Source organism: Rhodococcus sp. WY5, assembly GCF_018588185.1.
Classification (GTDB): domain Bacteria; phylum Actinomycetota; class Actinomycetes; order Mycobacteriales; family Mycobacteriaceae; genus Rhodococcus_F; species Rhodococcus_F qingshengii.
Genome location: NZ_JAAMPR010000001.1, coordinates 5,083,570 through 5,097,144, shown reverse-complemented (window position 1 = coordinate 5,097,144; position 13,575 = coordinate 5,083,570). Strand labels below are relative to the sequence as shown.

General features: G+C 63.6%; 17 protein-coding genes. 8 read left to right on the top strand and 9 right to left on the bottom strand.

Annotated elements, in window-relative coordinates; genetic code table 11:
• Position 1: 1 nt before the first annotated feature.
• On the top strand, positions 2-1,264 hold the full coding sequence (locus G4D79_RS23525) for an acyl-CoA desaturase (RefSeq protein WP_214514443.1): 1,263 nt from the start codon (positions 2-4) through the stop codon (positions 1,262-1,264).
• 138 nt (positions 1,265-1,402) lie between these two features.
• On the top strand, positions 1,403-2,644 hold the full coding sequence (locus G4D79_RS23520; RefSeq protein WP_003940700.1) for a fatty acid desaturase: 1,242 nt from the start codon (positions 1,403-1,405) through the stop codon (positions 2,642-2,644).
• Positions 2,645-2,742: 98 nt separating this feature from the next.
• On the opposite strand, the gene rsgA is transcribed toward G4D79_RS23520, so the two are convergent.
• Together rsgA and aroA are read right to left on the bottom strand one after the other, a co-directional pair.
• Positions 2,743-3,780 carry a ribosome small subunit-dependent GTPase A gene (rsgA, locus tag G4D79_RS23515; protein WP_007731200.1) on the bottom strand — a complete coding sequence of 346 codons (1,038 nt, stop codon included), beginning with the start codon at positions 3,778-3,780 and terminating at the stop codon, positions 2,743-2,745.
• Complete coding sequence (aroA, locus tag G4D79_RS23510) at positions 3,729-5,042, bottom strand: 3-phosphoshikimate 1-carboxyvinyltransferase (protein WP_214514442.1); 1,314 nt, start codon at positions 5,040-5,042, stop codon at positions 3,729-3,731. The genes rsgA and aroA overlap by 52 nt, the downstream gene beginning before the upstream one ends.
• Positions 5,043-5,091: 49 nt before the next feature.
• On the opposite strand from aroA, the gene G4D79_RS23505 reads away from it, so the two are divergent.
• Entirely contained in the window at positions 5,092-5,844 is a 753-nt protein-coding gene (locus G4D79_RS23505; RefSeq protein WP_214514441.1) for an SOS response-associated peptidase, read from the top strand.
• Positions 5,845-5,847: 3 nt separating this feature from the next.
• On the opposite strand, the gene G4D79_RS23500 is transcribed toward G4D79_RS23505, so the two are convergent.
• Complete coding sequence (locus tag G4D79_RS23500) at positions 5,848-6,561, bottom strand: SIMPL domain-containing protein (RefSeq protein ID WP_214514440.1); 714 nt, start codon at positions 6,559-6,561, stop codon at positions 5,848-5,850.
• Between the two features lie 24 nt (positions 6,562-6,585).
• The gene (gene ybaK / locus G4D79_RS23495) at positions 6,586-7,080 is read right to left on the bottom strand and encodes a Cys-tRNA(Pro) deacylase (RefSeq protein WP_007731205.1); all 495 of its coding nucleotides are present in this window, start codon (positions 7,078-7,080) and stop codon (positions 6,586-6,588) included.
• Positions 7,081-7,287: 207 nt separating this feature from the next.
• On the opposite strand from ybaK, the gene G4D79_RS23490 reads away from it, so the two are divergent.
• Both G4D79_RS23490 and rsrA read left to right on the top strand, forming a co-directional pair.
• Positions 7,288-7,986 (top strand): sigma-70 family RNA polymerase sigma factor, encoded by a 699-nt coding sequence (locus G4D79_RS23490; RefSeq protein ID WP_042922166.1) that lies wholly within the window; start codon positions 7,288-7,290, stop codon positions 7,984-7,986.
• A complete protein-coding gene (gene rsrA, locus G4D79_RS23485; protein WP_003940722.1) occupies positions 7,983-8,264 on the top strand; it encodes a mycothiol system anti-sigma-R factor in 282 nt (93 codons plus the stop codon). Before G4D79_RS23490 ends, rsrA begins: the two co-directional genes overlap by 4 nt.
• A 102-nt stretch (positions 8,265-8,366) precedes the next feature.
• On the opposite strand, the gene G4D79_RS35415 is transcribed toward rsrA, so the two are convergent.
• On the bottom strand, positions 8,367-8,441 hold the full coding sequence (locus G4D79_RS35415) for a 50S ribosomal protein bL37 (protein ID WP_022597109.1): 75 nt from the start codon (positions 8,439-8,441) through the stop codon (positions 8,367-8,369).
• A gap of 136 nt (positions 8,442-8,577) precedes the next feature.
• Between G4D79_RS35415 and G4D79_RS23480 the strand changes: the two genes are divergently transcribed.
• Together G4D79_RS23480 and G4D79_RS23475 are read left to right on the top strand one after the other, a co-directional pair.
• Positions 8,578-8,793, top strand: a complete 216-nt coding sequence (locus G4D79_RS23480) for a biotin/lipoyl-binding carrier protein (RefSeq protein ID WP_007731208.1) — start codon at positions 8,578-8,580, stop codon at positions 8,791-8,793.
• A gap of 8 nt (positions 8,794-8,801) precedes the next feature.
• Positions 8,802-10,304, top strand: coding sequence for a sensor histidine kinase (locus G4D79_RS23475; protein ID WP_003940890.1), 1,503 nt, complete (start codon positions 8,802-8,804; stop codon positions 10,302-10,304).
• Between the two features lie 119 nt (positions 10,305-10,423).
• Here G4D79_RS23475 and G4D79_RS23470 read toward each other — a convergent pair whose 3' ends face one another.
• Entirely contained in the window at positions 10,424-10,678 is a 255-nt protein-coding gene (locus G4D79_RS23470; protein WP_003940950.1) for a WhiB family transcriptional regulator, read from the bottom strand.
• A gap of 255 nt (positions 10,679-10,933) precedes the next feature.
• Complete coding sequence (locus tag G4D79_RS23465) at positions 10,934-11,890, bottom strand: diacylglycerol kinase family protein (protein WP_007731209.1); 957 nt, start codon at positions 11,888-11,890, stop codon at positions 10,934-10,936.
• A gap of 41 nt (positions 11,891-11,931) precedes the next feature.
• Here G4D79_RS23465 and G4D79_RS23460 point away from each other — a divergent pair, with 41 nt between their 5' ends.
• Positions 11,932-12,402, top strand: coding sequence for a hypothetical protein (locus G4D79_RS23460; protein ID WP_007731217.1), 471 nt, complete (start codon positions 11,932-11,934; stop codon positions 12,400-12,402).
• Positions 12,403-12,428: 26 nt separating this feature from the next.
• On the opposite strand, the gene G4D79_RS23455 is transcribed toward G4D79_RS23460, so the two are convergent.
• Both G4D79_RS23455 and G4D79_RS23450 read right to left on the bottom strand, forming a co-directional pair.
• Complete coding sequence (locus tag G4D79_RS23455) at positions 12,429-12,908, bottom strand: GNAT family N-acetyltransferase (RefSeq protein WP_003940724.1); 480 nt, start codon at positions 12,906-12,908, stop codon at positions 12,429-12,431.
• A gap of 17 nt (positions 12,909-12,925) precedes the next feature.
• Positions 12,926-13,549 (bottom strand): acid phosphatase, encoded by a 624-nt coding sequence (locus tag G4D79_RS23450; protein WP_080552758.1) that lies wholly within the window; start codon positions 13,547-13,549, stop codon positions 12,926-12,928.
• Positions 13,550-13,575 lie beyond the last annotated feature (26 nt).

Genomic DNA, 13,575 nt, shown 5'->3' with positions numbered 1-13,575 from the left:
GGTGGCCATCACCGATATCAAAGAGTTTTCGCACCTCACCGAGGCCGATGTCGAAGCTCTCGGACGTGAACTCGATCAGATTCGACTCGACATCGAAGACTCTCGTGGGATCCGGGACGCCCGCTACATTCGTCGCGTCATTCGCGTCCAGCGGGCGTTGGAGCTCGGCGGGCGTATCGCACTGTTCGGCAGTCGGTACCGACCGGCATGGTTGGTCGGCACGACCCTGCTGAGCCTGTCGAAGATCATCGAGAACATGGAGCTCGGGCATAACGTCATGCACGGGCAATGGGACTGGATGAACGATCCCGAGATTCACTCCGTCTCGTGGGAGTGGGATCAAACCGGTCCTTCCGAGCATTGGAAGCGCGCCCACAACTACCAGCACCACACGTACACCAACGTCGTCGGTATGGACGAGGATCTCGGTTTCGGGATTCTGCGTATGACTCGTGACGAGCCGTGGAAGCCGATCAACCTCTTCCAGCCGATCGCCAACGTGATCTTGGCGGCCACGTTCGAGTGGGGCATCGCGCTGCACGACCTCACGGCGGCAGCCGAGTTGGAGGGCGCGGAAAAGGGGCAGCTGAACTCGCAGGCGAACAAAGCCTTCGCGCGCAAGATCTTTCGTCAGGTGGGCAAGGACTTCATCTTGTTCCCGGCGCTGACGGGGCCGGCGTGGAAGTCGACCATGTCGGCCAATGCGACCGCGAACCTCGTGCGCAACCTGTGGGCATACGTCGTCATCTTCTGTGGCCACTTCCCGGACGGTGCCGAGAAGTTCACGGTTGCCGAATTCGAGCAGGAGACTCGTCACGAGTGGTACCTGCGCCAGATGCTCGGTAGTGCGAACTTCAATTCCGGCAAGCTCATGGGACTCATGAGCGGCAATCTGAGCTACCAGATCGAGCACCACGTGTTTCCTGATCTACCGAGCAACCGCTATCCCGAAATCGCTGTGAAGATGCGTGCATTGTGCGAGAAGTTCGATCTCCCGTACACCACCGGTTCGCTCTTCAAGCAGTATCTTCTGGCTCTGCGCACCATCCACAAGTTGGCTTTGCCGGACAAGTGGCTGACCGCAACCTCGGACAATGCTCCGGAAACGTCTTCGGAACTGCGGTTCCGCGACTCGGGATTCCGGGACGCAGCCATGGCGATGGTCGAGGACCTTCGTACCGATCCGATCACCGGTAAGCGTCTCGGTTTGTTGACCGCACTCAAGTCGCAGGCCCGTTCCCGCATGCCGAAGCGCCGGAAGTGATATAGGTTACATCGGGAAAAACCTAACCTACGGTGCCGTAAGTTACGCTACAGTAGGTGCAGTTGATCTGAACGATTCGAATCGATGATCGTTCTGCACTTACTACTTTGCGCCTAACTCACTGCTAGGAGGCTTTCCATGGCGATTGCAGATGTCAAGGAATACGCACATCTCACGGACGCCGACATCGAAGCGCTCGGCCGCGAACTCGACGCGATTCGTCGCGACATCGAGGAGTCGCGCGGCGAGAAGGATGCGCGATACGTGCGCAACGTCATTCGTCTGCAGCGTTCGCTCGAAATCGGCGGCCGCGCAGTGCTTTTCGCCAGCCGTCGTCGTCCGGCGTGGCTCGCCGGAGTTGGCCTGCTGACGCTCTCGAAGATCATCGAGAACATGGAACTCGGGCACAACGTGATGCACGGGCAGTGGGACTGGATGAACGACCCGGAGATCCACTCCACCTCGTGGGAGTGGGACGTCACCGGCCCGTCTGCGCACTGGAAGCAGACCCACAACTACCTGCATCACAAGTACACCAACGTCCTCGGAATGGACGACGACGTCGGATACGGACTCCTCCGCGTCACCCGCGATCAGCGCTGGAAGCCCTTCAACGCCGGCAACCTGGTCTACAACACGCTGCTCGCGCTGTTCTTCGAGTACGGCATCGCCGCACAGCACCTCGAGCTCGGCAAGGTGGCCAAGGGCCGCGCCGACAAGGAAGAGACGCAGCGCAAGCTCCGTGAGGTCGGCGAGAAGATCGGCAAGCAGGTCCTGCGCGACTACGTCATCTACCCGGCCATCACCGGCCCGGCGTGGAAGAGCACGTTGTCGGCCAACTTCACCGCCAACACTCTGCGGAACGTGTGGACCAACGCGGTCATCTTCTGCGGCCACTTCCCGGACGGTGCCGAGAAGTTCACCAAGGAAGACATCGACAAGGAAACGCAGGCTCAGTGGTACCTGCGTCAGATGCTCGGCAGCGCCAACATCGAGGGCAGCGCGCTCATGGACTTCATGACGGGCAACCTGAGCTACCAGATCGAGCACCACCTGTTCCCCGATCTGCCCAGCAACCGCTACAAGGACATCGCGGTCACGGTGCGTCAGCTCGCGGACAAGTACGACTTGCCGTACACGACGGGCCCGCTTGCCGTGCAGTACGCCAAGTCCTGGCGAACCATCGCCAAGCTGTCGCTGCCCAACAAGTACCTCAAGGACACCGTCGACAATGCGCCCGAGACGGCGTCGGAGCGGATGTTCGACGGCGAACTGACCTCGACTGTCGATCCCGTGACCGGGCGTCGCAGTGGCCTCAAGAGCGCCATCGCACGTAAGCGCAAGAGCGGAAAGCTGCGCAGCCTCCTCGGCCTGCGCTGATCGTCGACTGCGCTGACCGTAGACAGCAAGCGGCCCGACACCATTCGATGGTGTCGGGCCGCTTTGCTGTTCTCGCCCGGAACGTCGCTCGGGGGCGCTCAGTACTGATCGTTGGACTTGATCGCTTCCAGCAGTTGTCGCACAGCGACGACGCGTCGAGCTGATTTGCCCTCCAGCAGGTCGAGCTTGCATTCGGGATCTGCCGGCGGGCCGAGGTGCGTGCATCCGCGCGGGCAATCCTCGATCGCCGCAGCGAGATCCGAGAACGCCGCCACCACGTTCTCGGGCGAGATGTGCGCCAGACCGAACGAACGGATGCCCGGGGTGTCGATCACCCAGCCGCCACCGGCGAGCGGGAGTGCCACCGATTGCGTCGACGTGTGCCGGCCCTTGCCGACGCCGGATACGATGCCGACCGCTCGATTGGCATCGGGGACAAGGCGATTGACCAGTGTCGACTTTCCGACGCCGGAATGTCCGATCAGGGCGGTCAACTTGTGCTCGAGGATCTGCGTCAGTTCGTCCAGGGGATCGTCGCGACCGGCGACGACCACTTGGATGTCGAGGTCGGCGAACGTGCTCGCGAATTCCTCCGGCGGTTCGAGGTCGCTCTTGGTCAGGCAGACGATCGGCGTCAGGCCACCCACGTAGGCGGCGACCAGTGCGCGCTCGACGAAGCCGGTGCGCGGTGGGGGATCGGCGAGTGCCACGACGATGAGAAGCTGCTCCGCGTTCGCGACGACGATACGTTCGAAGGGATCGGTGTCGTCGGCGGTCCGTCGCAGAACCGTCGAACGCTCGGAGACCCGGACGATGCGCGCCAGGGTGTCGGTTTTGCCCGACAGATCGCCGACTATGTCCACCTGATCGCCGACGACGATGGGGGTTCGGCCAAGTTCGCGGGCGCGCATCGTGACGATCAGCCGGTCGGGATCGCCGCCGAGGACGCAACCCCAACGGCCACGATCCTTCGACACCACCATCCCCGATTCGGCCGAGAGATGTTCAGGCCGAGTCTTCGTACGGGGGCGGGATCCGCGCCCGGGGCGTACCCGGACGTCGGACTCGTCGTACTGCCGCGGACTCAGAAGCTTGCCTTCGGTGTCGCCGGCGAACTCTCGAGCATGTCGATCCACATGTTCTCGAAGCCCGGCAGTGTCTTGGCCGTGGTTCCGACATCGTCGACCTCGACACCGTCGACGACCAGGCCGATGATGGCGCCGGCTGTTGCCATGCGGTGGTCGGCATACGAGAGCCATTGTCCGCCATGGAGTTCCGCGGGAACGATCGTCAGGCCGTCATCGGTTTCGGTGACGGAGCCGCCGAGTTTGTTGATCTCGTCGGCGAGGGCGGCGAGACGGTCTGTCTCGTGCCCGCGCAGGTGCGCGATTCCTCGTAGATGCGAGGTGCCCTCGGCGAGAGCGGCCAGGGCCGCCACGGTGGGGGTCAGCTCTCCCACGTCGTGGAGGTCGATGTCGATGCCGCGCAGTTTCTCCGGGCCGCGGACGGTCAGGACACCATCGGCGAGAGTGACGTCGGCCCCCATCGAGGCGAGGATCCCGCGGATCGCGTCGCCGGGTTGCGTCGTCGACGACGGCCACATCGGGACGCTGACGGTTCCGCCGGTCACTGCGGCAGCGGCCAGGAACGGTGTGGCGTTGGAGAGATCGGGTTCGATCGCCCAGTCCACGGCGCGCACCGGCCCCGGTGCCACACGCCAGGTGTCCGCGTCACCGCCCGTGGCTGGCGTCGTCACGGAAATTCCGGCCTCGCGGAGCATCTCGACGGTCATGTCGATGTGTGGCATGGACGGGACGGGCTTGCCGTCGTGGTGAACGGTGACACCCTCTTCGAACGCAGCAGCCGAGAGCAGGAGACCGGAGACGAACTGCGACGAACCGGATGCGTCGATGGTGACCGTCCCGCCGCGTAGGGATCCGGTTCCGGTGACGGTGAACGGGAGTGCGTCACCCTCGATCCGAGCGCCGAGACCGCGCAGTGCTTCCAAGATGGTGCCGAGCGGTCGTGTGCGTGCTTGCTCGTCGCCGTCGAAGTGGACGATGCCGTCGGCCATCGCGGCGAGTGGCGGCAGGAAGCGCATCACGGTGCCGGCCAGGCCGCAGTCGACCTCGCCGCCGCGCAGGGGTCCAGGGGTGATGCGAAGCGTGGTCGCATCACCGGCTTCCTCGACGCCGATGCCGAGGTCACGCAGAGCTGCGATCATCAGGTCGGCGTCACGGCTGCGGAGTGCACCGGTGATCGTGGACGGGCCATCCGCAAGTGCGGCCAGAATCAGAGCTCGATTGGTGATGGACTTGGATCCGGGCAGCGTCACCACTGCATCGACGGGTGCTTGGGCCCTCGGGGCGCTCCACAGACTCAGACTCACATGGTCCATCTTCTCTCATCGGTGGGGGAATGGTCGAAACCGTGCCACCCTGGGTGTCATGTGCGGAAGGTATGCGACCACAGCGGACCCGGCCACCCTGGCGGTGGAACTCGACGCGCTCGACGAGACCGACCACTCGGCGCCCGTCGAAGCCGATTACAACGTGGCCCCCACGAGCGAGGTGTTGACCGTCGTCGAACGCCACGATCGGGAGAACCCCGACAGCGATCCGGCCAAGAGGATTCGGCGGATGCGGTGGGGATTGGTGCCGTCGTGGACCAAGGAACTGGGCAAAGGCCCGGTCCTGTTCAACGCCCGCGCCGACTCGCTGGCGGAGAAGCCGGCGTTTCGGACCGCCTTCAAGTTCAAGCGTTGCCTGGTCCCCATGGACGGGTGGTACGAGTGGCAGACCGAGGCCACCGGCGGGAAAAAGGCAGCGAAGATTCCTTACTACATGCACCCCGACGACGGATCACGGCTGTTCATGGCGGGCGTGTGGTCTGCTTGGCGGGACCCGAGGGTCGAGAACGCGAGCCCCGTCCTGAGCTGCTCGATCGTCACGGTCGACTCTCTCGGTCACCTCGAGCAGGTTCACGACCGCATGCCCCTCGCCCTGCCTCGTGACCGCTGGGAGGCGTGGCTCGATCCCGACAACACCGTCGATTCGGCTCTGCTCGAACCGGTACCGGACCTCTTCGAGCGGATCGACGTCGATCGAGTCCGGCCGCTGGTCAACAGTGTCAAGAACAACGGGCACGAGTTGATCGAGCCGGACGTCGACCGTGCCGGCGAGCAGATCAGCCTGCTCTAGTGGTCAGCCGAGAGCCCAGGTAACGGTCACCTCGAACGAGACCTGCTGGGTTCCCGGGGCGAGAATTATGTCGGACATCGAGGCGTCGGGAGCGCGCATGGTCTGACCGCCACTCGTGTCGTGTGCCTCGGTGATGGTCACGACGTTCTCGAGCGACGTACCGGACAGATCCGCGTACTGCTCGGCACGGTTCTTCGCGTCCTCGAAGGCCCGGGTGCGAGCGTCGGCCAGAAGCTGAGAGTCGTCGTCAATGGCGAAGGCGACGTTGCCGAGCCGTGCCGCGTTTCCGCCCGCCGCGATGCCGGCGTCCAGGACAGAAGAGGCTTTGTCGAGATCGCGGACGACGATTCGTACCGAGTTGGTCGCCCGGTAGCCGGTCACGTTGCCGCCGACGAACGGTCCACCACTGGCGTCGTACTGCGGCTGGACGGACAGATCGCTTGTCTGTACGTCCTCGGGGGCCACCCCGGCGGCGACTATCGCGTCGATCATCTGACGGGCCTTGTCATTCGCCTCGGAGACCGCCCCCGATACGTCCGGGGCAACCACCTCGATGCCGATGTCGGCATTGAGGATGTCCGGCGCTCCGCGGACCTGCCCTGATCCGACTACCGTGACTTCCTTGGCGGCATTGTCCGAACTCCCGCAGGCCGTCAGCGAGACGGTGAGGGCTGCCGTCGCAGCGGTCAGTGCAAGAGTTTTCAGGTGTGGTCGCATGGTGAGACCGTAGCGACCGGATACTCAGCCCGCCGTGATTTGCGCCGTGACCGCGCCACTGAGCTGCGCGAGGTCCGTCGGAGCCAGCTCGATTTCGAGCCCGCGTCGGCCGGCGCTGCAGAGAATGCGGTCCCAGTCGAGCGCCGACGCATCGATCACTGTCGGCAGTTTCTTGCGCTGGCCGAGCGGTGAGATACCGCCGAAGACGTAGCCGCTCGAGCGCTCGGCTTCGGCGCGATCGGCCATGACGGCTTTGCTCGCACCGAGGGCAGCGGCTGCTGCCTTGAGGGAGAGCTTGTCCGGGACCGGCAGGACCGCGACGGCGAGCTTGCCGGTGTCGAGTTTGACGACCAAGGTCTTGAAGATCTGGGCGGCCTCGACGCCTGTCGACTCTGCCAGTGCAGTGACCGCCTCGTCGCCGAAAGATTCGGCGCGAGGATCGTGGTCGTAGCTGTGGACGCGGTGCGGTGTCTTCGACTTGTCGAGAAGTACGGTCGCAGGGGTCGCTGTTCCGGCCATGTGGAACACCCTATGCGGATCGCCGACAGGTGCATTCGACCAGGCCGGGAACAGAGTCGCTGACTCCCGTGTTGGTACCAGTTGATGAAACTTGTCCCGAGAAGCGAAGGAGCGACCGTGCTGGCTGTGTGTGAGCCACCACCGGCCCGTGGGTCGGATCTTCAGTTGGCGGTAACCTTGATCCCTACGGCTAGTGAAGGGATCAGAGTGCTGGAACACGACCGGCCCAAGGACGAACCGTCAGGGGTAGCTGAACCTATCGACGGCGCAGTGTCCGAAACGCCCGAAACTGCGGATGAGTTGATTGCCCGGTTCGAGCGCGACGCGCTCCCGCTGCTCGACCAGTTGTACGGCGCTGCCCTGCGCATGACGCGGAATCCCGCTGATGCCGAGGATCTCGTGCAGGAGACGTACGTCAAGGCGTACACCGCTTTCCGTTCGTTCCGTGCCGGTACCAACCTGAAAGCCTGGCTGTACCGGATTCTCACGAACACCTACATCAACTCGTACCGCAAGAAGCAGCGCCAACCCGCGCAGTATCCGACGGACGAGATCACCGACTGGCAGTTGGCCGCCACCGCCGAGCACACTTCGACGGGGCTGCGATCGGCCGAGGTGGAGGCGCTCGACGCGTTGCCTGACGACGACATCAAGGCGGCGCTGCAGTCGCTTCCCGAGGAATTCCGTATGGCCGTGTACTACGCCGATGTCGAAGGATTCCCGTACAAGGAGATCGCGGAGATCATGGGCACACCCATCGGAACGGTGATGTCGCGACTGCACCGTGGTCGCAAGCAATTGCGTGGTCTTTTGGCCGATGTCGCAAAAGACCGGGGATTCAATCGGGACGGCGCGGTCGACACAGCCACAGTCGCAGCCACCGAGACGGAAGGTGTCACACGATGAGTGAGCAGGACGAATTCGAAAGGCTCGACTGCTCGGCAGTCATCGCCGACGTCTGGTTGATGCTCGACGGTGAATGCGACGATTCAAGTCGTGCTCGCCTGCAGCGTCATATCGACGATTGTGGATCGTGCCTCGAGGCCTACGGGATCGAAGAGAAGGTCAAGAGCCTGATCAACCGTAAGTGCGGCGGAGACCATGCGCCGGAAAGCCTGCGTCAGAGGCTCACCGTCGAGTTGCGTCGGACCATCGTCATAACGACTACCGAAACCGACAGCTAGCCCGTCAGCGAAGATCTGAGCGGCAGCAGTCGGAAGGCAGTAACGCCGAGGGGCGGGGAAGCAATGCTTCCCCGCCCCTCGGACGTTTTGTTGCGCTACATGTCAGGCGTTTGGACGCTTGCCATGGTTAGCGGCGTTGCCCTTACGGCTGCGCTTCTTACGACCACGCTTACCCATGATTGGTCTCCCTTCTGTTTCTTTCGCGTCATTGTTTCACGCCGATGCCGGTGTGGTTCCATTGGCAGGTCGATCGAGTGATCCGTCGACGTATTTTCGTGGTCAGAGTGCAGTTCCGACAGAAGTGAGGTTCACGATGGCAGAAGACGTGCGCGCCGAGATGGTTTCGACGGTCTACCAGGTCGTCGTGAGCGAGGGAGACGTCGTTGCGGACGGCGACACCCTGGTCATCCTCGAATCCATGAAGATGGAGATTCCCGTCCTGGCCGAGGTTCCGGGAACGGTGACGACGGTGGGCGTCAAGGTCGGCGACGTGATTCAGCAAGGCGATCTGATCGCCGTGATCTCCTAAGCCGGACGATGTCCACTCTCAGCGACCTCCTCGCCGAACACACCGACCTTCCCGGTGCGGCGGTCGACCATCTCCAGCGCGTCGTGGGGGAGTGGCAACTGCTCGCCGACCTCTCCTTTGCCGACGTTCTCTTGTGGGTGGGCACCGAATCGGAGAAGAACCGATCCGAGGGGACGGTCATCTGCGTAGCGCATTGCCGGCCGACAACGGCATCGACGGCTTTTCCGGAGGACGCGGTCGGAACGGTCGTTTCCGAGTCCGAGCACCCGCAGGTTCTTCGCGCTCTCGTGGAGGGCCGCGTCGTGCGCGGGGAAGACGAGACGTGGCGTGAAGGAATGCCGCCGCGTCGGGAAGCCGTTCCGGTGCGTCTGGACGGGCGAGTCATCGCTGTTCTGAGCCGCGACACCAACCTGTCGCACCAGCGAGCGCAGAGTCCGCTCGAACTCGCGTATCTCGATTGCGCCGAAGACCTGTGTCAGATGATCAGCGACGGAACCTTCCCGATCCGAGAATCGCGCTCCGACACGAACTCGAGCCCACGTGCGGGCGACGGCTTCATCCGTCTCGATACCGAAGGCACAGTCGTCTATGCCAGCCCGAACGCGCTCTCGGCCTATCACCGGATGGGTCTGAGTTCGGATCTGGTGGGCCAAGACCTCGCAGCGCTGACCCGTTCGTTGGTCACCGACCCGTTCGAGTCTCAGGAAGCTGCGGGATACATCCGAGATACGTTGGCGGACAAGCCCGGTCGCCGTATGGAGATCGAGGCGCGCGGGGCGACCGTTCTGCTGCGGGCCCTGGTTCTCAAGCCTGGCGGCCGGCATGTCGGTGCTGCGGTCGTCGTCCGCGACGTCACCGAGGTCAAGCGTCGTGATCGCGCTCTCCTGAGCAAGGACGCAACCATCCGCGAGATTCACCATCGAGTGAAGAACAATCTGCAAACCGTCGCGGCGCTTCTGCGTCTACAGGCCAGGCGAACCGGCAACGACGAAGCGCGACAAGCGTTGACAGAGTCGGTGAGGCGCGTGACGTCCATCGCCCTCGTTCACGACACCTTGTCGATGTCGGTGGACGAAGAGGTGGATCTCGACGAGGTGATCGACCGGTTGGTTCCCATGCTCTCCGATGTCGCGGGAGTAGGTGTGCCGGTGACGATTCGGCGTGAGGGCAGTTTCGGAGTGTTCTCCGCCGAGCGCGCCACCCCGCTGGTCATGGTGCTGACGGAGTTGGTGCAGAACGCGATCGAGCACGCTTTCGATCCGGGTGTGACCGGCACGGTCACACTCAGTGCCGAGCGTTCTGCACGCTGGTTGGACGTGATCATCCACGACAACGGGCGCGGCCTGCCGGAGAACTTCGACCTCGAGAAATCCGATCGCCTCGGACTCCAGATCGTGCGGACTCTGCTGGGAGCCGAGCTCGGTGGCTCGCTCGGACTGCACCCGGGAAGCGGAGGCGGTACCGACGCGGTTCTGCGTGTGCCGCTCGGTAGACGTTCTGCGCGTTACTGATTCGAGCAGCGTTAGCGATTCGAGCAGACAAAAAGCCCGGCACCATGTGGTGCCGGGCTGTCGTCTTCGACTGTGCAGAGGGGCTGTTCTCCGCCGCGAGTCGAACGTCTCGGTTCTACCTAGACGGAAGTGCGTGCACGGGTACGTGCGTTACGACGCTTGAGTGCGCGACGCTCGTCTTCGCTCATTCCGCCCCAGACGCCTGCATCCTGGCCGGACTCGAGAGCCCACGACAGGCACTCGGCGGTGACGGGGCAGCGGTTGCAGACAACCTTGGCATCAGCGATCTGAGCGAGGGCCGGTCCGCTGTTTCCCACGGGGAAGAACAGTTCGGGATCCTCGTCGCGACAGATTGCGTTGTGGCGCCAGTCCATCTTTTTTCGCTCCTTAATTGGGTGTGTATTCACACCATTTGGTACCAATGAGTTTGTGTGTGCGTCATCAATGTTTCCGCACTGTTACTTGTGAATGCTTTCACGAACTCGCGGTATGTCAATAGGTTTGAACGGGTTCGTGGGCCAACTCACTAATTTGTGACACACCTGACGGCCACCTGGGCGTCACCGGCATTTTACCCGATTTCGACCTTTTGGCACCAGAGTTTTTGCAGGTCAAACGTGTTGCCTGACTCACGTCGTAATCGGTGCGAACACTTCCAGTGCATCCGGGACCGAGGTGAATTCGACCTTTTCACGAAGTCCGATGTAGTCGCCGTCCATCTGCAGTCCGATCGGTCGCGACGATTCGATGGTGATTGTCGGGACGTCGTCGGTGCGTAAGAGGACCTTCGATTTCGGCTCCGCGCCGCGTGCGAGTAGTTGCCGCACAACCCGCAGGGACGGCAGAACTTTGGTGCTCGTCATGGCGAAGATGCCGAGTCCACTGTCGAAGGTCGTTCCCGGATTGGTGTGGACGGGACGCTCTTCCAGATATGTCCACGGGCTCGAGTTCGAGACGAATGCGTAGTGGACTCCGGAGACGGGATCCTGATCGGGAAGGTGGACGGTCAGCGCTGGTTCGGCTCGCTTGGCACGGAAGAACGCCGCGATCGCGGTTCGGACATACCGGGCGGGTGTGGCGGCGTCACCGTTCTTACGGCTGGCGTCGACGGCCTCGCACACATCGGCGTCGAGGCCCATTCCGGCGTTGAACGTGAACCAACGGTTGTCGCAGTGTGCGAGCCCGATTCGGCGCCTGGTCCGTTCGGAGAGGAGGTCGACGAGTTGGTTCGTGGCGTCGATCGGGTCGGCGGCAATACCGAGTGAGCGCGCGAAAACGTTTGCCGAGCCTCCCGGGACGACAGCGATCGTCGGGATCGGACCGACCGGAACCGATTTCATCGACGCGGGATGCGGTGACCCGAGCAGTCCGTTGACCACTTCGTTGACCGTTCCGTCGCCGCCGTGGACGATCACCGAGCCGAAGCCGTCTTCGTGGGCTTCGCGCGCCAGTTCGGCGGCATGACCCCGATGTGTGGTGTGCGCCACAGTAAGTCGCACCCGACTCTCGAGGGCGTGTGCCAACAGGTCACGACCGGCAGCGGTGGTGGAGGTGGCATTGGGGTTGACGATCAGCAGTGCGCGCACGGGGCATGAGCCTATCCGGTGTCGTGTTCTAGGCTGGCCTCGTGCCGAATACCGCCAGTCCGAACGCCCTGCCCAAGACAGTCACATGGGCAGGTGCCCTCGTGACGCTTCAAGGGCTGGTTGCCGCCGGGTTCGCGATCGTCGCAGTGATTCGCGGTGCAACCGGCCACGATCAGAGCGTCACCAACGGATACGGATTTGCCGCCTGGGTCGCGATCCTCGGCGGCGCGGTGTTGGCTGCCGGGATCGCTTTGCTGACGGGCCGCCGGTGGGGCCGGGCAATCGCCGTCGTCGCGCAGTTGCTGCTCCTGCCGGTCGCCTGGTCGCTCCTGACCGATTCGCATCAGGTGCCGCTCGGCATCGTTCTGGGTGTCGTCGTTCTCGGCGCTCTGGGCTGCCTGTTCTCGGCTCCGACGTCTCGATGGATGGCAGCGGAGTACGGAGCGTACGCAGACGAGGTGTCGCCGGAAGAGGGACGCCCGGACGAGACCGACGAGCCGCGGGACAAGTAGGACGGAACGCCTACCCTGCTTCGGTCCTACTCAGCTTCGGCGGCGAGAGCTCCGAGGTGGGTGCCGGTCAGGCGATACGTGGTCCACTCCGTCTTCGCGTCGGCACCGAGTGACTCGTAGAACTTGATCGAGGGGGTGTTCCAGTTGAGCACCGACCAGGACAGCCGGGTGTAGTCGTTGTCGGTGCACTCCTTGGCGAGTGCGGCCAGAAGAGCCTTCCCGTGGCCTGATCCGCGCTGACTGGGCTTGACGTACAGGTCTTCGAGGTAGATGCCGTGAGCGCCGTCCCACGTCGAGAAATTGCGAAACCACAATGCCATGCCGACGACGTCGTCGGCCGAATTCACAGCGACGTGCGCGAAGGCCGTCGCGGCCGGCCCGAACAACGCCTCGCCGATCTGTTCCGCCTTCACGGTGCACTCGTCGAGGGCCTTCTGGTAGTCGGCCAACTCGTAGATCATGTCGGTGATCGGCTGGACGTCTGCGGGCGTGGCGCGTCGGATCATAAGGAGAATCTTAGGCCTCAAGCCTCGACGAGCGGCGGCACGTTGTGATGGACGAGGTGGGTGGCGCCGTGCTCGTAACCGAGAACCGAGTATGCGCCGGGGGACAAGGCGAAACGCTTTCCTTCCGTCACCGGGAGCTCGAGCCAGCGGGCGATGAGTGCGCGTGAGAAGTGGCCGTGCCCGATCAGGATCACGTCGCGTTCGGGTAGTTGCGAACGCACCATCGACAGCACCATGTCGGTGCGGGCGTGGATCTGATCGGCCTGCTCGCCGCCGGGGCACGGGTGCGTCCAGACGGTCCAATCGGGCACCGTTGCGCGGATCTCGGGCGTCGTGAGGCCTTCGTAATCGCCGTAGTCCCATTCGGACAGTGCATCCCAGGTTCGCTCTTCCGGCAGGCCGGCGAGATCGCCCGTCAACTGTGCGCGCAGCCGCGGACTCGTCAGAATCATGGGGTTCCGGAGGTCGAGGGTTCGCAAGCGATTTCCGGTCGCGGTTGCCTGCATCTCGCCGAGCGGAGTCAGCGGAACCTCGGTCCGGCCCGTGTGTTTCCCGGTGCGTGCCCACTCGGTTTCACCGTGTCGCATGAGTACGACGCGAGCACCGAGGGGGATCGACGAGGGGGCGGACTGGGACGTCATGTCGACCATCATTGCAGGCTGCCTCG

What these genes read in the sequence shown, in the direction of transcription:
- aroA (WP_214514442.1), bottom strand. Translation starts at nt 5,042, where the DNA reads ATGGACCATGTGAGTCTGAGTCTGTGGAGCGCCCCGAGGGCCCAAGCA.
- G4D79_RS23450 (WP_080552758.1), bottom strand. Translation starts at nt 13,549, where the DNA reads ATGACGTCCCAGTCCGCCCCCTCGTCGATCCCCCTCGGTGCTCGCGTC.
- G4D79_RS23520 (WP_003940700.1), top strand. Translation starts at nt 1,403, where the DNA reads ATGGCGATTGCAGATGTCAAGGAATACGCACATCTCACGGACGCCGAC.
- G4D79_RS23500 (WP_214514440.1), bottom strand. Translation starts at nt 6,561, where the DNA reads ATGCGACCACACCTGAAAACTCTTGCACTGACCGCTGCGACGGCAGCC.
- G4D79_RS23455 (WP_003940724.1), bottom strand. Translation starts at nt 12,908, where the DNA reads ATGATCCGACGCGCCACGCCCGCAGACGTCCAGCCGATCACCGACATG.
- ybaK (WP_007731205.1), bottom strand. Translation starts at nt 7,080, where the DNA reads ATGGCCGGAACAGCGACCCCTGCGACCGTACTTCTCGACAAGTCGAAG.
- rsrA (WP_003940722.1), top strand. Translation starts at nt 7,983, where the DNA reads ATGAGTGAGCAGGACGAATTCGAAAGGCTCGACTGCTCGGCAGTCATC.
- G4D79_RS23475 (WP_003940890.1), top strand. Translation starts at nt 8,802, where the DNA reads ATGTCCACTCTCAGCGACCTCCTCGCCGAACACACCGACCTTCCCGGT.
- G4D79_RS23470 (WP_003940950.1), bottom strand. Translation starts at nt 10,678, where the DNA reads ATGGACTGGCGCCACAACGCAATCTGTCGCGACGAGGATCCCGAACTG.
- G4D79_RS23480 (WP_007731208.1), top strand. Translation starts at nt 8,578, where the DNA reads ATGGCAGAAGACGTGCGCGCCGAGATGGTTTCGACGGTCTACCAGGTC.
- G4D79_RS23505 (WP_214514441.1), top strand. Translation starts at nt 5,092, where the DNA reads ATGTGCGGAAGGTATGCGACCACAGCGGACCCGGCCACCCTGGCGGTG.